At 44.4% G+C, this 21,600-nt stretch carries 22 protein-coding genes and 1 other annotated feature; of the genes, 5 read left to right on the top strand and 17 right to left on the bottom strand.

The annotated features are described in order from the left end of the window. Window positions 1-27: 27 nt before the first annotated feature. From alaS to cysK, 4 genes are all read right to left on the bottom strand, one after another. Window positions 28-2,685 (bottom strand): alanine--tRNA ligase, encoded by a 2,658-nt coding sequence (gene alaS, locus BM265_RS02695; protein WP_074959930.1) that lies wholly within the window; start codon window positions 2,683-2,685, stop codon window positions 28-30. 27 nt (window positions 2,686-2,712) lie between these two features. After that, on the bottom strand, window positions 2,713-3,555 hold the full coding sequence (locus BM265_RS02700; protein ID WP_074959931.1) for a VWA domain-containing protein: 843 nt from the start codon (window positions 3,553-3,555) through the stop codon (window positions 2,713-2,715). Between the two features lie 95 nt (window positions 3,556-3,650). Then, window positions 3,651-3,855 (bottom strand) — a binding site (T-box leader). Between the two features lie 57 nt (window positions 3,856-3,912). Next, the gene (locus BM265_RS19650; RefSeq protein WP_143098654.1) at window positions 3,913-4,098 is read right to left on the bottom strand and encodes a hypothetical protein; all 186 of its coding nucleotides are present in this window, start codon (window positions 4,096-4,098) and stop codon (window positions 3,913-3,915) included. A 121-nt stretch (window positions 4,099-4,219) separates the two neighbouring features. Continuing rightward, window positions 4,220-5,146, bottom strand: a complete 927-nt coding sequence (gene cysK, locus BM265_RS02710; protein WP_074959933.1) for a cysteine synthase A — start codon at window positions 5,144-5,146, stop codon at window positions 4,220-4,222. A 548-nt stretch (window positions 5,147-5,694) separates the two neighbouring features. On the opposite strand from cysK, the gene BM265_RS02715 reads away from it, so the two are divergent. From BM265_RS02715 to BM265_RS02730, 4 genes are all read left to right on the top strand, one after another. Continuing rightward, on the top strand, window positions 5,695-6,039 hold the full coding sequence (locus BM265_RS02715) for a hypothetical protein (protein ID WP_074959934.1): 345 nt from the start codon (window positions 5,695-5,697) through the stop codon (window positions 6,037-6,039). Next, a complete protein-coding gene (locus BM265_RS02720; RefSeq protein WP_074959935.1) occupies window positions 6,032-6,388 on the top strand; it encodes a hypothetical protein in 357 nt (118 codons plus the stop codon). The genes BM265_RS02715 and BM265_RS02720 overlap by 8 nt, the downstream gene beginning before the upstream one ends. After that, window positions 6,385-6,975 carry a flavin reductase family protein gene (locus BM265_RS02725; RefSeq protein ID WP_074959936.1) on the top strand — a complete coding sequence of 197 codons (591 nt, stop codon included), beginning with the start codon at window positions 6,385-6,387 and terminating at the stop codon, window positions 6,973-6,975. The genes BM265_RS02720 and BM265_RS02725 overlap by 4 nt, the downstream gene beginning before the upstream one ends. A gap of 64 nt (window positions 6,976-7,039) precedes the next feature. Next, complete coding sequence (locus BM265_RS02730) at window positions 7,040-8,188, top strand: zinc dependent phospholipase C family protein (protein WP_074959937.1); 1,149 nt, start codon at window positions 7,040-7,042, stop codon at window positions 8,186-8,188. A 182-nt stretch (window positions 8,189-8,370) separates the two neighbouring features. Here BM265_RS02730 and BM265_RS02735 read toward each other — a convergent pair whose 3' ends face one another. The 12 genes from BM265_RS02735 to BM265_RS02795 all read right to left on the bottom strand — a co-directional run bounded on the left by BM265_RS02735 (window position 8,371) and on the right by BM265_RS02795 (window position 18,993). Beyond that, window positions 8,371-10,404 carry a CotH kinase family protein gene (locus BM265_RS02735; protein ID WP_074959938.1) on the bottom strand — a complete coding sequence of 678 codons (2,034 nt, stop codon included), beginning with the start codon at window positions 10,402-10,404 and terminating at the stop codon, window positions 8,371-8,373. 509 nt (window positions 10,405-10,913) lie between these two features. After that, the gene (locus BM265_RS02745; RefSeq protein ID WP_074959940.1) at window positions 10,914-11,738 is read right to left on the bottom strand and encodes a zinc ribbon domain-containing protein; all 825 of its coding nucleotides are present in this window, start codon (window positions 11,736-11,738) and stop codon (window positions 10,914-10,916) included. A 48-nt stretch (window positions 11,739-11,786) separates the two neighbouring features. Continuing rightward, a complete protein-coding gene (locus BM265_RS02750) occupies window positions 11,787-12,233 on the bottom strand; it encodes a hypothetical protein (RefSeq protein ID WP_074959941.1) in 447 nt (148 codons plus the stop codon). Window positions 12,234-12,433: 200 nt separating this feature from the next. Then, entirely contained in the window at window positions 12,434-13,366 is a 933-nt protein-coding gene (locus BM265_RS02755; protein WP_074959942.1) for a DHH family phosphoesterase, read from the bottom strand. A 202-nt stretch (window positions 13,367-13,568) separates the two neighbouring features. After that, window positions 13,569-14,249: a YoaK family protein gene (locus BM265_RS02760; RefSeq protein WP_074959943.1), complete on the bottom strand. Its 681-nt coding sequence runs from the start codon at window positions 14,247-14,249 to the stop codon at window positions 13,569-13,571. Beyond that, window positions 14,246-15,193, bottom strand: a complete 948-nt coding sequence (gene metA, locus BM265_RS02765; protein ID WP_074959944.1) for a homoserine O-acetyltransferase MetA — start codon at window positions 15,191-15,193, stop codon at window positions 14,246-14,248. The genes BM265_RS02760 and metA overlap by 4 nt, the downstream gene beginning before the upstream one ends. A 13-nt stretch (window positions 15,194-15,206) precedes the next feature. Beyond that, complete coding sequence (locus tag BM265_RS02770) at window positions 15,207-15,788, bottom strand: GNAT family N-acetyltransferase (RefSeq protein ID WP_074959945.1); 582 nt, start codon at window positions 15,786-15,788, stop codon at window positions 15,207-15,209. Window positions 15,789-15,799: 11 nt separating this feature from the next. Next, window positions 15,800-16,264: a GNAT family N-acetyltransferase family protein gene (locus tag BM265_RS02775; protein WP_074959946.1), complete on the bottom strand. Its 465-nt coding sequence runs from the start codon at window positions 16,262-16,264 to the stop codon at window positions 15,800-15,802. 20 nt (window positions 16,265-16,284) lie between these two features. After that, window positions 16,285-17,040, bottom strand: coding sequence for a nucleoside phosphorylase (locus BM265_RS02780; RefSeq protein WP_074959947.1), 756 nt, complete (start codon window positions 17,038-17,040; stop codon window positions 16,285-16,287). A gap of 558 nt (window positions 17,041-17,598) precedes the next feature. Then, the gene (locus BM265_RS02785; RefSeq protein WP_074959948.1) at window positions 17,599-18,117 is read right to left on the bottom strand and encodes a GNAT family N-acetyltransferase; all 519 of its coding nucleotides are present in this window, start codon (window positions 18,115-18,117) and stop codon (window positions 17,599-17,601) included. A 34-nt stretch (window positions 18,118-18,151) separates the two neighbouring features. After that, entirely contained in the window at window positions 18,152-18,625 is a 474-nt protein-coding gene (locus tag BM265_RS02790) for a GNAT family N-acetyltransferase (RefSeq protein WP_074959949.1), read from the bottom strand. A 2-nt stretch (window positions 18,626-18,627) separates the two neighbouring features. Further along, complete coding sequence (locus tag BM265_RS02795) at window positions 18,628-18,993, bottom strand: hypothetical protein (protein ID WP_074959950.1); 366 nt, start codon at window positions 18,991-18,993, stop codon at window positions 18,628-18,630. A gap of 405 nt (window positions 18,994-19,398) precedes the next feature. Here BM265_RS02795 and glyA point away from each other — a divergent pair, with 405 nt between their 5' ends. Then, complete coding sequence (gene glyA / locus BM265_RS02800; RefSeq protein WP_074959951.1) at window positions 19,399-20,646, top strand: serine hydroxymethyltransferase; 1,248 nt, start codon at window positions 19,399-19,401, stop codon at window positions 20,644-20,646. Between the two features lie 74 nt (window positions 20,647-20,720). Here the strand turns inward: glyA and BM265_RS02805 are convergent, their stop codons facing one another. Then, window positions 20,721-21,593 carry an SUKH-3 domain-containing protein gene (locus BM265_RS02805; protein WP_074959952.1) on the bottom strand — a complete coding sequence of 291 codons (873 nt, stop codon included), beginning with the start codon at window positions 21,591-21,593 and terminating at the stop codon, window positions 20,721-20,723. Window positions 21,594-21,600 lie beyond the last annotated feature (7 nt).

The raw sequence follows: 21,600 nt of genomic DNA on the forward strand, positions 1-21,600 counted from the left end.
TGCGCCGCCGCAGATTGATATTTTATGTTACTTTATGAACTCGCCTGCAACTTCAGCAGCCTTTTCAAGTGCAGCACCGATAAGCGCGATATCGCCAACACCTGCCATAGCCGAATCAGGACGTCCGCCGCCCTTGCCGTTAGTCAGCGCAGCTATCTTGCCAGCAATCTTGCCTGCATGAGCACCCTTAGCAACAGCGTCCTTGCCACAAGCAGCAACGATGTTGCCCTTGTCGCCGTTTACGGTTGTCATGATAACCAGAACGTTGTCGTTTGCAGCCTTGAGCTCGTCAGCCATCTTTCTCAGTACATCGGGCTTAATATTTGTCAACTGAGCAGTTGCCACAGAAACACCGTTAACATCAACAGCATTTTCCAGAACCGACTTTGCTCTCATGTTAGCCATTGCAGTCTCCAGAGAATCTCTCTCCTTCTCCAGACCCTTTATCTCCTGCATTACAGCGCCGCAGCGTGAAACCAGTTCAGCAGGGTTGTTGAGTTTCAGTGTCTCAGATGCCTTGTTGATAGTATCGATATTGGAATTGAGCAGTTCAAGAACACCTGTACCTGTAACAGCCTCGATTCTTCTAACACCCGAAGCTACGGAGTTCTCGGAAATTATCTTGAAAAGACCGATCTTAGAAGTGTTGTTAAGATGAGTACCGCCGCAGAATTCGATGGAAGCGGCATCAGCTTTGTCACCCATGGTAACAACTCTAACAGTCTCGCCGTACTTCTCGCCGAAGAGTGCCATAGCGCCCAGCTTCTGAGCCTCAGCAATAGGCATTTCCTCCATGGTGATATCCAGTGCATCAAAGATGTACTTGTTTACCAGAGCCTCCACCTTAGCCTTTTCCTCGTTGGTCATAGCCTCAAAGTGAGAGAAGTCAAAACGCAGTCTCTGGCTGTCGACCAGCTGACCTGCCTGATGAACGTGGTCACCCAGAACCGTTCTCAGCGCAGCCTGCAGCAGATGTGCACAGCTGTGGTTTCTCATGGTAGCCAGACGCTTAGCCTTGTCAACCTTGAATGTGATCTTCTGACCAACAGTAAGTGCGCCCTCTGTTACCTTTACTTTCAGCGCGAACTTTCCGCCAACAGCCTTCTGTGTATCAAGAACTTCTGCCTTGCCGGTAGCAGTCTCAACAACACCAGTGTCGCCTGACTGTCCGCCGCTCTCAGCATAGAAACAGGTCTGGTCGGGAACGATGTATACAACGTCCTCAACACCTGCATTCTCGATGAGGTCTTCATCGTTAGCCAGATATGAGATAACGCCTGTGTCCTCGGTCTTGTCATAGCCTGTGAACTTAGTGGAAACGTTCTTGTCTATCTTGTGGAATACGGTCTCCTCAGCGCCCATGTAGCCCTGAGATTCTCTTGCTCCTCTTGCGGTCTCTCTCTGCTTCTCCATGCATACTGCATAGCCCTCTTCATCGGCAGAAAGTCCCTTTTCTTCCAGTATCTCTCTGGTCAGATCGAGAGGGAAACCGTATGTATCCGAAAGCTTGAAGCAGCTTTCGCCGTCCAGCATTGTCTTGCCCTCAGCCTGAAGCTTCTCGATGTATTCATCGAGGATCTTCATACCTCTGTCGATAGTGGAGTTGAAGTTCTGCTCCTCAGTAGTCAGTACCTTTACGATGTAATCGAACTTTTCTTCAAGCTCATTGTACTCGCACTTGTTGCAGTCAACAACAGTCTTAACAAGGTCTTTAAGGAACAGACCATTGATGCCCAGCAGTTTGCCGTGACGAACAGCACGTCTGAGAAGTCTTCTCATAACATAGCCCCTGCCCTCGTTTGAAGGAAGAACACCGTCGGAAGCAAGGAATGTTACCGCACGGATATGGTCGGTAATAACGCGGATAGAAACGTCTTTCTTATACTCAGCGCCGTACTCGCAGCCTGCTATCTTGCAGATGTGGTCTCTGATAGCCTTAACTGTATCAACATCGAATATGGAATCAACGCCCTGCATCAGTGCAGCAAGTCTTTCAAGACCCATACCTGTGTCGATGTTCTTCTGTGCCAGAGGAGTGTAGGTACCGTCCTCGTGTCTTTCAAACTGGGTGAATACCAGATTCCAGAACTCCATGAATCTGTCGCAGTCGCAGCCTACCTTACAATCAGGCTTGCCGCAGCCGTACTTCTCGCCGCGGTCGAAGTATATCTCAGAGCAAGGACCGCAGGGACCGTCAGTACCAGCCTCCCAGAAGTTATCCTCCTTGCCCATGCGGACAATGTGATCCATAGGCACACCGATCTCTTCGTGCCAGATCTTTTCAGCCTCATCATCGTCCTCGTATACAGATACGTGCAGTCTGTCAAGGGGCAGTTTCAGAACTTCTGTAACATACTCCCAAGCCCAAGCGATAGCCTCTTTCTTGAAGTAATCGCCAAATGAGAAGTTACCAAGCATCTCGAAATAAGTGCCGTGTCTTGCGGTCTTACCAACGTTCTCGATGTCGCCTGTTCTGATACACTTCTGACATGTAGTCATCCTCACTCTTGGAGGAACCTCCTGACCTGTGAAATAAGGCTTCAGAGGAGCCATACCTGCAACGATCAGCAGCAGGCTCTTGTCGTTCTGGGGTACCAGAGGATAACTCTTGTGCCTCAGACAGCCCTTGCTTTCAAAAAATTTCAGATAGGATTCTCTCAGATCATTAAGACTAGTCCATTCCATTATATATCTTTCCTTTCAAAAAATAATTTACGTTAAAAATTCAAGTATAATATCAATAATTGCACCCAGAATGTCGCCGGCATTAGACTCTGTACCGCCGTTGCGTCTTTTGAGTTTTTTTAGAAGCTTTTTCTTCTGCTTGTCCATGATATCGCCCCTCTCGATCATTTCCCTGACCTGAGGGTAAGCCAGCCATTTCGGATATTCATCCATAAGCTTTGTGTAGAGGGATGCATCGTCTATGACATCAATATCGGCAAGATTTTCTATAGCAAAGAAATTCGCATTATCAACATATCTGCCGTCCATCTCGTCAAGCTCTGCCAGATACCTGAAACCATTCGTGCCAAACCCGCTTATTCCCACAAACTGGAAGAATATCGGGAAGTGAGAAAGAGCCTTTATAGCCTTGTCCGTATCAGGGCCATCGGCATTGTCGCCATCGGTAATGAATATAACATAGGTAGGTATCTTTGCAGGCTCTTCTTCAGCGAAATACTTGCCCACATCGCAAAGCACAGGAGCATACATTGTACCGCCCCTGGCAGATATCTTATTATCCGTGATGTAGTTGTAGAAATTCGTCCTTGTTATGGGCGGATACCGCTTGAACTCGTGATCAAAAGTCCAGACCTCCATGGAGCCGTCATCATCAAAAGCCATAGCCAGCGGAAGCAGTCTTTCCAGGGTTGCCTGAACCATGCCGCTCTTGAAAGAGTTCTGCATAGAGCCGGATACATCCAGCACCACAGCCACTCTTGATATCAGATGGCTCATAATATCCGCCTTTGCAAGACAGACTTTCTTTACCGTATCTTTCCTGAGGTCAAGACGCTTTTCCGATTCTTCCTTTGATAATCTTACGCTCACCGTGAAGCACCTCCCGTTATGTATATCTCCATTAGTTCTTTTTCTCTGTCAATGGTAAATGCCGCAATATCTATAAAAAACAGCCCCGCCCCTGCACATGGGACGAAGCTGATACTCCGTGTTACCACCCAAATTGACGCATACTATAGCACACGCCCACTCGACATCTTTAACGCAGATGATACGTCACTGTTTTCACAGCACAAGCTCAGGTCAGCCACCGCCATCCGGACAGGAGCTTACACCGACCGCTCCCTCTCTGAAGTCCTCGCCTGCGGATAATTCCGTCACAGCATTTACATATACATCTATTATATACGAAATACCCGCGCTTGTCAAGAGTTTTAACGGATTTTTTCACCATTCCTCTTTTTGTTCATCACCAAGCACCCGAGAAAGACTTTCAAGAACTTCCCTGACAAAAGCATCTCCATCACTGATATCAGAAGTAACTATGGGGATATAATGCAGAACCGTGAATCTCTGTCTCCTTCGGAATTCCAGTCTCTGCTGCCTTTCAGATGCAGCAAAGATATGCTCCAAAACGCCGATTTGCTGTCATAGCTGTAACCTTCTTCTGTCACAAGCCCTTTGTCTTCAAGATAAGAACGGACAGCGCATAACTCCCATGCACCGTCCGTTTCAAAACAATAATTATTATACATCACTCAAACAGCGGCGTAGAGAAATATCTCTCCGCTGTATCGGGCAGGATAGTAACAACAGTCTTGCCCTCGCCCAGCTTTTCAGCCAGCTTCAGAGCCGCAGCCACATTAGTGCCGCTTGATATTCCGCACATTATGCCCTCTTTTGAAGCAAGATCCTTAGCAGTCTGAATAGCTTCCTCATCGCTGACTATGTAGATCTCATCATAGATATTCTGGTTCAGTATGTCGGGAATTATACCGTCACCGATGCCCATCTGCAAGTGTGTGCCGATAGTACCGCCAGCCAGAATTGCAGCGTTTTCAGGCTCAACAGCCCATATTTCAAGTTCGGGATACTGGCAGCGGAGAGCCTCACCGATACCTGTAATAGTTCCCCCTGTACCTATACCCGAGCAGAAACCATCTATCTTGCCTGCCACCTGCTCCATTATCTCCAGAGCAGTATGATACTTGTGAGCATAAACATTGTTTGGGTTAGCAAACTGCTGGGGCACGAAGACCTTTGGGTCATTCTCAGCCATACGAAGCGCAGTATCAAGGCATTCCTGTATGCAGGCACCGATATCACCGTCATCATGAACAAGTATAACCTGTGCACCGTAATGTTCAACCAGCTTGCGCCTTTCCTCACTTACGGAATCCGGCATTATTATGACAGTCTTATAACCTCTCACTGCACCAACAAGTGCCAGACCAATGCCCTGGTTGCCACTAGTAGGCTCAACGATTATAGTGTCCTCTTTTATAAGACCTTCCTTTTCGGCGTTCTTTATCATGTTATAAGCAGTTCTCGTTTTTATCGAACCGCCCACATTCAAGCCCTCGAACTTTACAAGCACCTCAGCGTTTCCGGGCTTGTTCATTCGGTTGAGTCTTATCATGGGAGTGTGACCCAGAGCTTCAAGCACATTATTGTATACCATAGTAATCTTCTCCGTTCAAAATCATAAAACCAGATCCCCGACCATCAAAAACAGCCCGAGATCGGTCATGCAATATCTAATTTATGATACTATAAAAAACGTATTTTGTCAAGGGCTTACCGGACTCCAAAAGATCGACTGAAATGATTAGTGCCTTATAAGACTTGCACACATACTGCCCGAAAACATTGTGCAAACAACTGTTTTTTCATTTTACTCGGACATATTTCTGCAAGAGTTGTACAAAAACGTACAACTTTTCAGCTAAAATCGCTGATAGTAAAAAGACTATCCAGGCATTTTTCAAAAATATGCCGTTTACATAAAGTCCCGATGCGCACGATGGCAGGCTGACATTTGCTGTGACTACGGCACAAAAAATGACGTGTCATACTGTAACGGGACAGTATCTTGATAACCGAATAACAATGTATTTTAAGCTAAAATAATAATTTTTTACTGATTTTAGCTCTTGCTACTTGCAATCGATGAAAAAATAGTGTATAATAAAGTGTAAAACTTTTATCGGGAAAGGCAGGTCGATTCAAATGGATATCAAGGATATCAGCAAAAAAGTCAATATTTCTCTCAATACAAAAACCGAGAAAGGTATAATGACTGCCGCTATATCAACCGCGCTGGCTATACTGACGATATCGTCAAAAAAGAAAAAAGGCAAACCAAACTTTTTTCAGCGAATCGGCAAATATTACAGTTCCATCGACAAGCTGCTTGTGATGACTGTTGCCAAGGAAGCTGCAGAAGATGAAAAGCGCCGTGCCCTGGAACAGGAATTCAAGAACAAGAAGCTCCGCGACCTGAATATAATCGTCGCCGAACCGATAGATCTTTCTGATATTTCAGAAGAAAAAACGGAGAGCAGCAATGACTGAATATCTGACAAAATACAGGAAATATATCCTTGAATGTCTTGAAAATGAAAACTGTGACTTCGCGAAACTCTTAGATTATCACAGCGAGAAGCTCAGTCATTTTCAGCACGAAAGATTCATACATCTTATAGTGCTGGTACTTTTCGCGCTATGTACAGTTATAACCATACTTGCTGTTGCTATCTATGACAAGCTTACGCTGATACCTTTAGCGGCACTCCTTATGGGTTTACTTCTGCCATATATCAAGCATTACTTTTTTCTCGAAAATACAGTACAGCTGCTTTACAAAGACTATGATGCAATTTATAAAAAGGTTCACGGCTTTTCCCAGGAGGACTTGAAATGACATATCATAAAGAGCACTGGAAAGGCAGTGTTATCACTTCTCCCCTGCCGCCCACTCTTGTTACCTGCGCATTTGAAGGAAAGATAAATGTGCTGACTATTGCGTGGACAGGCATACTCTGCACCCGCCCTCCCGTGACTTATATCTCTGTCAGACCGGAAAGATATTCTTATGACATAATAAAAAACAGCGGCGAGTTCGTTATCAATCTGCCTACTAAAGAACTTGTAAGAGCGGTTGATCGCTGCGGTGTAAAAACAGGTGCTAAACTTGATAAATTTGCCGACTGCGGACTTCATATCGAAGAGTGCGTAAATGTATCTGTGCCAATGATCGCTGAATGTCCTGTCAGCATAGAATGTAAGGTGAAAGAGATAGTACCCTTAGGCAGCCATGATATGTTCATTGCTGATATCGTGGGAATAAATGCCGCCAAGGAACTTCTTGATGAAAGCGGAAAGCTCTGCCTTGAAAAAGCAGGACTTCTGGCTTATGCCCACGGCGGATATTTCGAGCTGGGAAAACAGCTGGGCAGCTTCGGTTATTCCGTAAGGAAAAACAAAAAGCGTAATGAGAAAAAACGCTGAAAACCATGTCCCTTCAAGGACAGATATTCAGCTTTATATAAATATACGAAAGAGGAATTAGAGAATGATGAAGAAAAACATAACTACCACAGCCTCCGCATTTATATGTAGCAAGGTCAGGGCTAAAACTGCTTATGCATGGACTTCTGACGTACACAGCTATATCGCAGAAAAGGCGCTGGAGCTTCTTACAATTGAGAAAAAGCTCCGTCCCGCTGCATTTTATAAAGACTGGCATGAAGAGATAAAGCAGGGTGCTGTTGCGCCCGATAAATCGGGTGATATAGACGAAGGTCCCGGAATGCACTATTATTCCTGCATGAACGCAAAGGGCAAGGAGCTTGATGAATCAAGCGGCTTCTACCGCAACAGACTGGGAGATTTCGCCCCCAGCGCAAGAACACTTTTCCGCGCAAATTATACCTCTGCGGTGTCCCTTTACAAGAGTGGAAAGACCAAGGAAGCTATGATTTATCTTGGCAGAGCTATCCACTTCGTTTCCGATATGGGCTGTACTCCCCATGTTGCGAATATGACCAGCGGCATCAAAGCAAGCAATGTCCATAACGCATTCGAAAAGCAGGTAAAGAACAGCTACACAGGTTTCAAGGCTGACAGCTTCGACAAGCGCCTTACGAAGTACTACGAAAAAGCCGACCCCGGTGACGCTTTCAACAAGCTGATAAAATATGCAGGTAAATTCGTTGATACCATACTTCACCTCGACCCCCGCGCATTTGATGACACCGCTAAGAATACTATCCCTGTTACCGAACAGCACGTTATGGCTGTTCTGTTGAAATTCTTCAACGACTGCAATACCGACAGCGGCAACTTTGTATGCAACGACAAGATGTACACTTTTAAGAACGAAGCAACAGGTCTTCTGCTGACTACTACAGAAAAGAGCATCTCCGTTGATGAAGCCGACAAGGATAAGGATCAGAAGCTGCGCGTAAAACTCAGTGAGACAGGCACTTTCGGACTGAGAGCCATAAGCGGCGGATATATCAACAAAAAGTGCAACGGATACGATTATCTGAAGATCGACGGCAAGGCTGCACAGTTCAGGGCTGAAGCTCTTGGCAACCGCAGATTTGTTATCAGTACCGAAGAAAGCGATTTTAAAAAGTATCTGACAGCCAAGGGCGGCAAGCTGACTACAGCTTCATACGAGCCCGACAATCATTACATGATATGGGTGCTCAGCTGACCGAAACTGAATATAAAAAATACAACCGTCTGCCACAGTATGCCACTGTGTGCAGACGGTTGATTTTGTAATACTTAGGATAATTGCGGCGAACCGTTGAAGATAAGTGTTTTCGTTGTCGGTTTCCTTTTGGAGAAATTTTGAGAAAGATATAAGGCAGGATCGCCCTGCCTTTTTTTATATCATTGGTATATAGCCTTTATCTCGCAGTCGCCTTTGATGGTGACGGTTGCGGTGGCAGAATTTGCATCAGAGAGAGTACAGCCAGTGGCTTCCCATTTGACAAACTTTCCCGATGCAGGGTCTGCAGTGACGGTTATGGGATATGCGGTGTAATATTCACCCGAAAAATCCTTGCCTGAAAGGTCGAGTGCTGTGGTATTGAGGATTACTCCGCCCTTGGCGCTGTCGGAAGTCTTTACTGTCACGGAGACTTTTTCACCGGGCTTGAAAACGTCGGTGATATGGGTCATGAAGACCTTGTTTCTGCCATCGAGAAACTGTTTCAGACCATTGGCATTCCACTCAAAACCATCTTTCGCATAGTCGGGACCGAAACGCTTAAAGGTGTCTTTTACAAGGTCGGAATAAACATTCACAATTTCCTTGTATGCGGCATCGACTTTACTTTTCTCAAAGCTTATATTCCTCATATCGCATAGGGAGAGAATGAACATCTGCTTGAAATCCTCGTTATCCAGCAATGCGCGGAATATCTCCGCGGGAGGCTGGTCAAGGTCTTTGAAAGTCTTGGTGCCGTCTATGGCTTTCTTTATGAAGTTGTCATCGTAGTTCTGTCCGCCTGTGTAAATGCCGCTGGAATAGTCTGTATCATAAGCCATCATGCGCCATTTGCCATCTGATACGGAAGTAACATTATCCGCATCGCGGACTCTCCACATACGCCAGTTATTGCCCTGAATAATGCTGTCCTCGTTGGCAATGTAGATGTTGAATGCCATGTAATCTGAGAAAGTCTGCATATCCAGCATCTCGCAAGCCTTGGTATAATTGTCTGCATCAGACATATCATTGCCTGTGATGAATTCGTACATATCACTGTATAGCTTGATATCCTCGTCGTTGCCTTCTTCTATCTCGCCGACTTTAAGTATGACAACGTTGTTATTATCGATATCGTAATTATTGGCAATATAGTTATCGCTGTAATCCTCGGTGAGGGTGTACATTCCCCAGTATTCGCCGTCAATGAAAGCTACAACAGGCGTGGACTGGATAGTTTCAAAGCTTTTATCGCTTACCATGGATTGAAGAAGCGGGTCACGTATCTTAGCAAAATTACAGTCATTTCCTCCGTTTCGCAGAACGAAAGATTTGTACTTATCCACATTTCCCTGACCGTCGGAACGGGTGTTAGCAGGAATAAGTTCGTATTTTACGTTCTTCGCACCGTAGTCCTTGCGCGCGGAAAGACGGAGACTTTTCTGGTGTTCGTTACGTGAAGCGGCTCCCATTATCCTGATGCCGAGATTCTGGGTGAAAGCCGTAGTGCCGTCAGAAAGGATATACTCAGCGTAGACAGGACGCTCCCATTCTTTACCCCGCTGAGTAAAGTTGGCTTCCTGCTTCCAGACATCAACAGATTTGTTTTTGGAGTCTTCCGCCAGCCAGTCATCATGAACTTTACCAAGAACGTAGATGCCTCTTTCATAATCGAAGAGATCAGCCTGATCCATCATCAGAGATATAACAGGAACATCACCGTACTTTTTCGCGCGGTCAATTCCGACAAAAATGGTTCGGGAAGTTACTGCACCGTGGGTTCCATCGGACTTGAAAGCCGCCGCCCTGATGACGTTGCCTTTATCCACTGACATTGGCGCTTTATAGTCATGGCTGGCTGTGATATCCGTGTGTTCCGCCAGAGTGGAAAAATCGTTGGCGCGGTCGGTGAGGGTCAGTGCTTCGGTATACTCGGGTGAAGACTCGTTTGGTATACTTCCGTCGGTGGTATACCTTATTGTGATGCCCTCGCCTTGTGCTGACAGTTCAAGCTGCTGGTCGGTGTCGTAGAATCCGCTTTCAAGACTGAAATCAACAGCGCCGATGGTTTCGTCCAGCTTACCATCATCTATTGTTCCCGCGGATTGCGATGCGGAATTCTTTTTGTTATCGGTCTTTTTATTTGAACAGCTGCCCATACTCAGCACACATACAATAGCCGTAAGCAGCGCGATATTTTTCCTGATATCCATTTATTGTCAGTTCCTTTCAAGTAAAACAGCCTGTCGGCATAAGCAGACAGGCTATCAACATAAACATGGTAAGAGCTTATGGCTGACACGCCTCTGCTCCCTGGTCTGCCCCCAACCCAGAGGGCAGTATATGATTCTTTCGGACGCTATCCGAATAAATCACTTCCCTGCTCATCAAAAAGCCTTAAACATCGTGATGAGCCAGCCGAATCAAAAGGCACCTGATGGCGTCTTTAAGATGTTATTTTCGCCGTGCTTACGGCAGGCATACGAAGAACTATTGCCCTTCGTCAAGCATATTATAACAAATCTTCTCACAATTGTCAAGTCCTTTTGCATATTTTTTATAAATATTTTCTGTAACAAAAGATAGAAAAAAGAAGATAATATATCGGATTAACAATTTTTTGTCAAAGTAAGTCGATGGAATAAAAAAGGCACTTCTGTCAGTGAAGAGACAAAAGTGCCTTAAATATGTATTTTTAGCATCCGAATAGTTCGGGGCTGATTTACATGAACTGGTGGTACAGCATCTGGGGAGTATAGACCTTGAGCTTACCCTTGGTATCGTAGTAAACGGTGAGCACCACCGGCTGTTCATCGCCGCTGTCGTTTTCGTACCAATAACGGTAGATATAGGCTTCACCGTCCTTGGTGTAGGATACGCTGTAGTAGTCCATATCAAGCTCTTTATCCACAGTAGACTTGTCCGTACCCGGGTTGAATTTATCGAGATTGATATTGTGTTCTTTCTTAACACCCTTGATATCACTCTTAATGCTCTTGAAATTGCAGTAGCGTACCTCGGTGATGCGGTTTTCATCATCGGTATTTATAATAACAGCCCACTCCGGGTAGGTAACTCCGTCTATGCGTACTTCAGTATCGGACTCGGCCACATAATTATAATCGATAACTGCGGTAAGTCCTTTGTAGCCCGATTCCTGCTTGATCTTAAAATCAAATTTCTTTGAAGCTATCTCATAATCAGCTCCGATATAATCAGCGGCTTTTTTAGCATACTTCTCACCCTTTGAGCTCATTGAAGTAACAACAAGAACTATAGCAAGGATGATTATGAGAAGCGAAAGTACAACAATCGCGATGAGTTTTAGATTGTGGATATCTATCTTCATCTTCGGCTTTTTCTGACCGCTATTATCTTTAGCTTTCTTGCCGGGTTTGAAAAAATTATCTCCCTCATCGGGAAGAGGGTCTTCCTTTTTCTTGAAAAGGCGCTCGGCAAGCTGGGTATCTATAAAAAGTTCGGCGTTGCAGTGGGGACAAAGCTTGTCGTGATCCCCCACAATTTCTCCGCATTTAGGACATTTCAATATTAACACTCCTCACATTCAGCGGAAACCGCCGATATTGGATATGGTTCAGATAACTCTGAGCAGTTCGGCTTTCAACAGCTGATCACTGCTGTCCTGGAGATAGCATTCGTAATCCTGAAAGGCTATCTCTTCATCTGCGCCGTCAAGCAGATAGAAAAGGGTCTTTTCGATTATACCGACCCATGTCAGGAGCTTGTCCTGGTCGTGGTCGGTGAGGTTATTGTTGAGACCGCCCGGTGATACGCACCATGTTCTGGTCAGGCGGATTATGCTTATGATATCATAGACAAGATTTTTGTCGATGGTCTCTGCTGATAGATCATGTTTGAGTATACGGATACTCTCCATTATCTGGATGAAGTTATCCTCATTGAGTTCTCCGCTGGAAGGACGGAGCCTTCCTACAAAACCGTATTCCCATCTGGGATCGTTCACGTTAGTGTTACGGCATGAATGGAAGGACAATACTTCCTGTGCCTCTGTTTTTGTCATATTCTTTTCCCCCAAGAAGCGAGCATCAAATGCCCGCAATGTGATAAATTTTACATATCGCATTAATTATATCATACTAATAAGAAAAAAGCAATTGCAAGCCTGCACAAACAAATCACGCTAATTATGGGGTTTTCGCAACAAAAAGACCGTCGGGACGAACCGACGGTCAAATATTTACCTATTATAAGCCAATATTATCACACAGGGATCTTACCGTTTAACTTATCTATAATGAGAGGAAGTTCGGAATCGATAACCTCATTGCTCAGCTGGCAGGTGCCTGCATTTGCATGACCGCCTCCGCCGTAGGACAAGCACAGAGAGCCGATATCGAAAGGCGAACTTCTGTTGATGATGGACTTGCCTATCATAACAGCTGTATTCTGCTTTTTGAAGCCCCATGCAACATGGACGGATAGCTCAACCTCCGGCCACATAGCGTATACCATGAAGCGGTTGCCAGCATAAATGGTATCTTCTTTTCTAAGGTCAATGACTGCTACCTTATCATGTATCTCGGTGATACGCTTCAGCTGTTCCTTGAACATTTCCTGCTGTTCAAAATACAGATCAACACGCTCCTTGACATCGGGAAGCTTGAGCACATCCTCGATGGAGTGATCGACGCAGAAATCTATCAGCTTCATCATCAGGTCATAATTGGAGATACGGAAGTTATGGAATCTGCCCAGACCGGTTCTTGCATCCATGAGGAAGTTCATAAGCACCCAGCCTGTGGGGTTAAGGATCTCGTCCTCTGTGAAGTCGGCACTGTCGCCTTTATCAACTGCTTCCATTATCTCCTCGGAAACATCGTGGAAAACAAGTTCACCACCGTAGTAGTCATAAACTACTCTTGCTGCGGATTTAGCATTGCCGTCGATGATATATTTGCCGAGATAATCCTCAATCTTATTTCTTATGAGCTCACTTTCATGATGATCGAAAGCCAGGCCTACGCGCTTATCAAAGGGCAGGTTAGTGGTGATATCATTTTCGGAGAGCTCAATCTTGCCGTCCTGAACATCTTTTGGGTGAACGAATTTGATTTCATCAATGATCTCAATTTCCTTGAGCAGCATAGCGCAAACCAAGCCGTCAAAGTCACTTCTTGTAACAAGTCTTCTCATGTTTGCCTCCATTTTATTAATGATTTATTCATGCGAGATTAATTCTCACAAGCCACGTTCAAATTTACTATATAAATTATAGCAAATTAATTCGTTAATGTCAATAGATATTTATATAATTTAAACCATTATTTTACGATTTTTGTAGATTTTTGTGAAATTCCACAAAAACAGGAATAAAAAATTTAAAGGCAACAGAAGTTCATTCTGCTGCCTTATCATCGGGGGTCTTATAAGTTCTCAGTACAAGAAGTGCGCCTGCCTGTCCAGCAAGGCAGAAAAGCACGGCTTTAATGCCTATCAGTCCAGTAAGGACAGCGCCTATTACTGCACCTGCTATGAATATCAGTATAATGCTGTAATATTGCAAAGCTTTTTTTCCCTGAGCGGCATCCTTGGTTTTCAGGTAAGCGAAAAGGCTCTCGCTGCCGCTGCGGAGATTGCCTGTACACATGGTAGTGGCGTAGGCATTGCCGTTCAGACGGCGAAATCCTTCGACCTGCATAGCACAGGTCAGAGAAACAAGTACGTTGGCGATATTATTGTGGCTCTCCGGGATAAATGCCACAGCAACTACTATCAGCATCTCAAGTGCGAGAGTCAGCTGGTGCCAGTGGACTTTCGGGTCGTCATTGAATCTGGATTTAACGAGTTCTACCAGAAGCACGCCCGCCACAAATGAAAGTATGGGTATAAAGTAGTGAACGGCTTCGGCAAATTCTCCGCCTTTGAGTTTGAGACCCATCAGAACGATATTGCCTGTCTGGGCATTGGCGAAAACGCCGCCGCGGCTGATATAGGTATAGGTATCGAGATATCCGCCCACAAGGGTCAGCAAGGCGCCAACCTTGAAATTTTCCGCAATATGCCTTGTTTTGCTCATCTTTTATTCCTGCCCTCAACGGGAACGGGAGTAAGGTCTTCCAGTGCGTAGGGGGTCTTCTGGTATACGCAGTAGTTCAGCCAGTTGGAATAGAGCAGATTGGCTGAACAGCTCCAGTTGAATATGGGCTGCTGGTCGGAGTCATTTCCCGGGAAATAATTGTAGGGCACCTGAATATCCAGACCCTTGCGTACATCGCGGAAATACTCCTTAGCGAGTGTCTCGCGGTCATATTCCCAGTGACCAAGCTGGAAGAAGAGTCTTTCGCTGTTATCGCATATAAGCTGAAGTCCTGCTTCATAGGATTCGGCGAGGACAGTCAGCTCAGGAACTTTGATAACATCCTCGTGTCTGACCTCGGTATGTCTGGAATGGGGACAGTGGAAAACATCGCCGAAACCTTTAAGTATCATACATTCCGGGTGTTCGATATGGTGTTTGAAGTTACCGAACATCTTGTCATCAAGAGGGTACTTCGGCACACCGTAGTGATAATACAGCGCCGCCTGTGCGCCCCAGCATATGTGGATTGTAGAGTAAACGTTAGTCTTCGACCATTCAAGAACCTGACAGAACTCATCCCAGTAATCCACCTGTTCGTAATCCAGCTGTTCGATGGGTGCGCCTGTTATGATAAGTCCGTCATAGCGGTTATCTTTCACCTCGCTAAAGGGCTTATAGAAAGCCAGCATATGCTCCTGAGAGGTGTTTTTGGAAACGTGGCTGCTCATTTGTATAAGCTCGATATCCACATGGAGAGGTGTGTTGCTCAGCAGGCGGAGCAGCTGGGTCTCTGTGGTTATCTTATCGGGCATGAGATTCAGTATGGCTATTTTAAGTGCTCGGATATCCTGGTGCATAGCCCTGTCGTTGGGTATGACGAATATCCTTTCTTTTTCAAGTGCCTTAAAAGCAGGCAGATCGTTAGGTATTTTTATAGGCATTATTTTCCCACCTTTAAATCCTGATATTTTTAGCGAACCATTCTTGTTTTGTGATAGTGTAAACCTCGTTGGTGACTTCCCTGCCGCCCTTCTGTTCGAGGACGCACTTAGAAGTTCCGCTGTGACTAAGTCCGCACTTTTGCATGACCCTGCCGCTGGCTTTGTTTTCGGTGAAATGTTCAATGGTGATCTTATCAAAACCGATAACAAATATCAGATAGGCAAGTACAGCTTCCAGAGCTTCTGTCATATATCCCTGATTCCACCATTTTTCGCCAAGGACGTAGCCTATCTTAGCTTCACGCTTATCTTTATCGATCTCGGAAACTCCGATAGAACCTATGGGTTCTTTTATCTCGCTGAGCTCGATTATCCAGTGAAAATAATCCAGCGCCTGAGATTCTTTTACAACGGAATTGCAGTACTCAATGCTTTCTTCAACGCTCTTGTGGGTGTTCCATACAAGGTATTTGGTTACGTTATCGCTGTTAGCCCAGTTTTTGTACATAAACTGAGCGTCTTTTATATTGAAAGGTCTGATCTTCAGCCTTTTGGTATCAAAGGGCTGTGATCCGATAAGGTTAAGTCCCTCCATTTTTTCTCCTCCTATGCGTAAAAACCGCAGCAGCTTACTTTTATTTTTACGTCCCGCTGCAGTATCAGATATTTTCCGGTTATATTTGCTTTAACGATCTTATCAAAGCCGTGGGACGCATAGAACTTTATAGCTCTTACGTCCTCGGTGCTTACTTTAGTGGTGACAAGATCATATCCCATGAATTTTGCTTTGTCGGCTGTATATTCCAGCATCATGCCGTCGATGCCGCTGTCTGCATTATCGCTCACAAGCAGTGCCGAGAGATAGAGTTTTCTCAGAGCGACGGTGAGTGTTTCGTCATTCATCTCAAACATCATAGCAGATGCGGCGGTATATTTTTCGCCGTCATTAAGGGCGAAGACTACGCCTTTATGTTCCCTTACGATATCTTCGAGCTGTTTTGCTTCGGGGATATCGGCGGTGAGTTTTTCCATTGTTTCTGCGGACATCTGTTCAAACTTAAGCTTTATCATGGTATCACCCCATTTTATTATTACAATCTGATTATAGTTTCAAGCGCGATATCGGTCATCATATCGCAGAGGTCTTTTTCGCCGTTGCCGAGTATACGCATATCCCACTCGTCGCCGTCAAGACAATCAGCGGCATAAACGAACTCATAGACCTCATAGCCCCTAAACTGCGCACAAGCCATAAGCGCTGAACATTCCATATCAACTGCTGAACAGCCTTCGGCTTTACGGGCAAGCATATTTCTTTTGGTCTCGCGGTAGAAAGCGTCAGTTGTCCATATCTTTGTCTTGCAGTATGGAACGTTTATCTCATCGAAAACTTCTGCAAGTCTGTCGGCTGATTTAATCTTGATATAATCCGAGGGCGGAGCATAGTGGTAGCTTGTGCCCTCATCGCGGTAGGCTTCGGCGGGGATAAGAAGTTTACCGGAAGAGATATCCTTATCGAGAGAACCGCAGGAACCAAAGAAAAGCAGCTTCTTATCTTTGCGGAAAGCTATTTCCTCCATGATACCCACGGAAGCGGCACTGCCGATGGGTGAAAGGTAGAAACCTATCTTTTCGCCTTTATATTCAAGGCTGTATATCGGTATATTCTGACCTGCTGACATTCGCGCCGAACACTTTGCACAGTCGTAGCGATCAAGAAGAGAATTTACTGAATTGATATTGAATACCGATATCAGCTTTTTGGGTATATCTTCTGTGTGCTCGAAGATCATATCAGGCCGGAGTATCTCCTCGCCATCGCCGTCAAAAGTGTCAAGTATGCTCATGTCATTGCCTCCTTATGTTGTATAGTCCATAGCCCGAAATTTTCCATTACCCTACCGAAAGCTTTATTTGGTTCGCAGTGTTCGGAAGATAATTTTTCAGCTTGATATATTACTTTTGTAACAGGGAATTTATGATGGACCTGTCTCAATTATCCTGTTTTTATCAAATACTTCTTCTAATCCAAGATCAAGACCGTCACAGTCTATTATAGTATCTGTCGGAAATCCCTTTTCGCTTAATATTTTTTCAGTATCTTGGCATTATTAAATTTCACCATTATCCATCTCGGGTCATCGAAAGGTAGTTTTTGCAAGTATTTCTCAAACCCGGAGGGTTCAAAACTACCTGCCATATTATCTGAATTTTCTTCTTTACAGAAAACAGCATAGTCATTATCATTGTATATGACCTCAATTTGATGGCCATTCGATATTTTTTTTGCTGTCTGTAAAATTCATTTTGGAGAAACGTTCCAATGATAATGAATCATCACCTATCAAGAAAATCCACTGCATAAATGACCTTTCTAAATTCCACTCTGCAAAACAATACAGTATCTATTTCATAAATTCCTTTTTGAGGATCGCATATATCAGAAAATCATTATAGACATCATTTTCGCCTTTGCGGGGGAACAGTTCTTTATGTTCAGCCTCTTTGCGCATTCCTGCCCTTTCGACCAGTCTTATTGACTTTTGATTTCTTGTGTCTATTTCGGCAAAAATGCGGCGAACGCCCAGAGTTGTGAAAGCATATCTCATCATCCCGACGATACTTTCGCAGGCATATCCTTTGCCCTGATAATTTCGGTTGAAGGTATATCCTATCTCATAACTGCCGAAACCTTTGTCGGAAAAATAAATTTTACCGATGACTTTATCATCTAAAACCACGGCATAGAATTCATCGCTGTTTGAAAAGTTTATTGCTTCCTGAACGCAAGCTTCCCTTGTAAAAGTTTCGTAAGGTTCAAAATAAGTCACTTCAGCATCTGTCAGAATATCTGCAATATCATTATGATCTTCGGGGGTAAATTTCCTGACGATCAGTCTTTCTGTTGAAAACAGTTCTTTCATTATGATACCTCCACGGAACTGCAAAAGGGTCAATTTAAAGTATCTTTTCCATGCCGATCTTGTATGGCACTAATCCCAGCTTTTCATAAAACTTCATAGCACCGGGATTGCAGGTCCAGACATTCAGGGTAACATTATAGCAGCCGCATTCGCGGGCATAAGCCACGATATGTTCGTAGATCATTCTGCCAACTTGCTGACCACGGGATGTTTCATCAACGCAGATATCATCGATATAAAGGGTAGTTATATCAGTCAGAAGTCTGGTATTTTGCGGTCGCTGTAAAACACAGAATCCATGACCCAGTACTTTGTCGTCGCTGTCGGTGCAGACAAATACGGGTGTATCATCGTTATTGATTATGGATCGAAGTTCCTCTTCTGTGTACTTCGTGGCAAGTTTAAACAGATCGGGACGACCCTCATGATGGACACGGTTGACCTGTTTCAGCAATTCCATAACAGCGGGGATATCTTTTTCCTCTGCAAGACGAACAGTATTCGGCATTTTTACATCTCCTTGATATCAGTATCATCACCCGAAAACTCGGTGATGACTTTTATCGTACCGATAATGTGACGGTTGAAATTCTCCAATTCATCGGCGGGTACCCACAGTTCCTGATGATAGCTTCTTCCCACGGTCTGAACCTGAAATTTTGAGCAGTAATCGTCATCAACTTCAAATTCTGTTACATAACCTTTATGGTCTGATGTATCTTTCACATTCCATCTTTCTGCTATTTCACGAGCGTACTTTTCATTAAGCACAGGGTAGAATATCGGCTGTTCCGGCAGTCTGGGCGGAAAGGCTTTGTATCCGCTTTGTTCTATAAGCTTTAGTTCTGCCGTGCCGACAGGTCTGTACAGTTTCATGGCTCATCCTCCCCCGAATCAAAATCACAAAATAAAAGGTGCGCCCGTTCAACAGACGCACCGAAGTTTCAAACTCAGCCACGGTAAAAAAGCCATAGCAGTTATCCGAAAACGGCTCGTCCCGCACAGCCCGACATGACTATATTATTGTACATGACTTCAAATGCGATCATAGTGCCGCCCTCCCTTATTGCACTTATTATACCATATAAGCAGGATATTGTCAAGTTTTCAAAACAAAATTGACACTTCGAGGCACAGCGGACATGAAATATTGCTTATAGATAAGGATAGTTAAGAAATATAGAAAAAATTTGAAAAAACCTCTTGCTATTTTCTGAAAAATATTGTATAATAACTCTATGTTGATTTTTATTTAAATTTATTGACAAGGAGAGTTAAACTATGAAGATGCTTGATTCAATCGGTTTTGTTACCGGATTTGACAAGGAAGTCGGCGAGGCTATGAACCTGGAGCTGGCTCGTCAGAGAAGAAATCTGGAGCTCATCGCCAGCGAGAACATCGTATCGCCTGCTGTTATGGCAGCTATGGGCAGTGTGCTGACAAACAAGTACGCTGAGGGCTATCCCGGAAAGAGATACTACGGCGGATGCGAGGACGTTGATATCGTTGAACAGATCGCTATCGACAGAGCCTGCAAGCTGTTCGGCGCAAAGTTCGCTAATGTTCAGCCCCACTCCGGTGCACAGGCTAACACTGCTGTATACTTCGCACTGCTTCAGCCCGGCGACACCGTTATGGGCATGAGCCTTGACAACGGCGGTCACCTCACACACGGTTCACCCGTTAACATTTCGGGTAAGTATTTCAACTTCGTTCCTTACGGCGTTAACGATGAAGGTTTCATCGATTACGACGCTATGGAGAAGCAGGCTAAGGAAGTTAAGCCCAAGATGATAGTAGCAGGTGCTTCTGCTTACCCCAGGATAATCGACTTCGAGCGCATCTCTCAGATCGCTAAGTCTGTAGGCGCTTACTTCATGGTAGATATGGCTCATATCGCAGGTCTTGTTGCTGCGGGTATGCACCCCTCTCCTGTTCCTTTTGCTGATGTTACAACCACTACAACTCACAAGACCCTGAGAGGTCCCAGAGGCGGTCTGATACTGACAAATGACGAAGCTCTGGCTAAGAAGTTCAACAGCGCTATCTTCCCCGGCACACAGGGCGGTCCTCTGATGCACGTTATCGCAGGCAAGGCTGTATGCTTCGGTGAGGCTCTGAAGCCTGAGTTCAAGGCTTACGGTGAGCAGATCGTAAAGAACGCACAGAGACTGGCTAAGGGTCTGGTTGACAAGGGCTTTGCACTGGTATCCGGAGGCACTGACAATCACCTTATGCTGGCTGACCTTCGTCCTTTCAGCATCACAGGCAAGAAGCTGCAGAATGATCTGGATGAGGTTTACATCACCGTTAACAAGAACGCTATCCCCAATGACCCTGAGAGCCCCTTCGTAACAAGCGGTGTTCGTATCGGTACTCCCGCAGTTACCACAAGAGGTCTTGTTGAGGAGGACATGGACGTTATTGCTGAGTGCATCTACCTGACTGCATCTGACTTTGACGCTAATGCTGACAAGGTAAGAGAGATGGTAACAGGCATCTGCAAGAAGTATCCTCTGTACGAATAATTTACACAGATAAATATGACCCGGAAGCTAAATGTTTCCGGGTCTTTTTATGTTTATTGTCGGCAGTTTTGATATCAGCTTAACAGCACATTGAATCCATTCATAATGGTTCTGCCAATAGGGCTGACCCAGTTTTCATCGTTAAGCATACCAGATATGTTGGTCAGTAACATCTGTCCATCACTTGTGAGCCAGATCGTTCCTTCTTCGAGATAACAATACCCTACAAATACGGCATTTTCATCATAATGATCATAAATCCATTTTTTTTCAAAATCATCAATATCCTGAAATATTCCTTCCGAGAGAATGAACATATCAGGTTCCGACCCGTCATAAGATCTGTTAGAAATTCCCGAAAATTCTTCAAAGAATGATTTCTGTTTATCAGTCAAGGTTATGCCGTTTTCTTCACACTCTTCAATCAGACCGGAAATATCAACTTTCCTGCCTTCATACCAGCCACATTTTTTAAGGCTATCGTAAGTTTTTTGAGAAATAGGAGCATGATAATCGTATTCGACCTTCATAAAATAATCAAAAAGCTCCTCAATACTGTCGGCTATTTTCTTTTTGGACTGATTATAATAACAGCCGTCATTAAGAAGATATGCACTCTCGATTGGACTTGGATCTCCGTTATAATATTTACAATCAGAGTTTATGATTGATCCTATAAACACTGCATATTGATCAAATTCAGACCAGTATTTAGTTGGATTAAATAGTGGTTCAAAATAAAAACGTAATCTGTCACCGGAATCATGCTCTATTCTGTCAATATAAAATTCGCCATATTTTTTGACAAGTTCTATGATCTTATCTCCAAAAGTAATACTTTCATTCATAATCCTTGAATTGCAATCTTCTAATTGATGTTCAAGTGTTCCGTTGACTGTTCTGAAACCTGGATCATTTTTTATATCATCAAAAGTTACCAAACTCATGTTTTAC

It is taken from the genome of Hominimerdicola alba (genome assembly GCF_900112155.1).
Classification (GTDB): domain Bacteria; phylum Bacillota; class Clostridia; order Oscillospirales; family Ruminococcaceae; genus Hominimerdicola; species Hominimerdicola alba_D.

What these genes read in the sequence shown, in the direction of transcription:
- alaS (WP_074959930.1), bottom strand. Translation starts at nt 2,685, where the DNA reads ATGGAATGGACTAGTCTTAATGATCTGAGAGAATCCTATCTGAAATTT.
- cysK (WP_074959933.1), bottom strand. Translation starts at nt 5,146, where the DNA reads ATGGTATACAATAATGTGCTTGAAGCTCTGGGTCACACTCCCATGATA.
- BM265_RS02715 (WP_074959934.1), top strand. Translation starts at nt 5,695, where the DNA reads ATGGATATCAAGGATATCAGCAAAAAAGTCAATATTTCTCTCAATACA.
- BM265_RS02720 (WP_074959935.1), top strand. Translation starts at nt 6,032, where the DNA reads ATGACTGAATATCTGACAAAATACAGGAAATATATCCTTGAATGTCTT.
- BM265_RS02725 (WP_074959936.1), top strand. Translation starts at nt 6,385, where the DNA reads ATGACATATCATAAAGAGCACTGGAAAGGCAGTGTTATCACTTCTCCC.
- BM265_RS02730 (WP_074959937.1), top strand. Translation starts at nt 7,040, where the DNA reads ATGATGAAGAAAAACATAACTACCACAGCCTCCGCATTTATATGTAGC.
- BM265_RS02735 (WP_074959938.1), bottom strand. Translation starts at nt 10,404, where the DNA reads ATGGATATCAGGAAAAATATCGCGCTGCTTACGGCTATTGTATGTGTG.
- BM265_RS02750 (WP_074959941.1), bottom strand. Translation starts at nt 12,233, where the DNA reads ATGACAAAAACAGAGGCACAGGAAGTATTGTCCTTCCATTCATGCCGT.
- BM265_RS02755 (WP_074959942.1), bottom strand. Translation starts at nt 13,366, where the DNA reads ATGAGAAGACTTGTTACAAGAAGTGACTTTGACGGCTTGGTTTGCGCT.
- BM265_RS02760 (WP_074959943.1), bottom strand. Translation starts at nt 14,249, where the DNA reads ATGAGCAAAACAAGGCATATTGCGGAAAATTTCAAGGTTGGCGCCTTG.
- metA (WP_074959944.1), bottom strand. Translation starts at nt 15,193, where the DNA reads ATGCCTATAAAAATACCTAACGATCTGCCTGCTTTTAAGGCACTTGAA.
- BM265_RS02770 (WP_074959945.1), bottom strand. Translation starts at nt 15,788, where the DNA reads ATGGAGGGACTTAACCTTATCGGATCACAGCCCTTTGATACCAAAAGG.
- BM265_RS02775 (WP_074959946.1), bottom strand. Translation starts at nt 16,264, where the DNA reads ATGATAAAGCTTAAGTTTGAACAGATGTCCGCAGAAACAATGGAAAAA.
- BM265_RS02780 (WP_074959947.1), bottom strand. Translation starts at nt 17,040, where the DNA reads ATGAGCATACTTGACACTTTTGACGGCGATGGCGAGGAGATACTCCGG.
- BM265_RS02785 (WP_074959948.1), bottom strand. Translation starts at nt 18,117, where the DNA reads ATGAAAGAACTGTTTTCAACAGAAAGACTGATCGTCAGGAAATTTACC.
- BM265_RS02790 (WP_074959949.1), bottom strand. Translation starts at nt 18,625, where the DNA reads ATGCCGAATACTGTTCGTCTTGCAGAGGAAAAAGATATCCCCGCTGTT.
- BM265_RS02795 (WP_074959950.1), bottom strand. Translation starts at nt 18,993, where the DNA reads ATGAAACTGTACAGACCTGTCGGCACGGCAGAACTAAAGCTTATAGAA.
- glyA (WP_074959951.1), top strand. Translation starts at nt 19,399, where the DNA reads ATGAAGATGCTTGATTCAATCGGTTTTGTTACCGGATTTGACAAGGAA.
- BM265_RS02805 (WP_074959952.1), bottom strand. Translation starts at nt 21,593, where the DNA reads ATGAGTTTGGTAACTTTTGATGATATAAAAAATGATCCAGGTTTCAGA.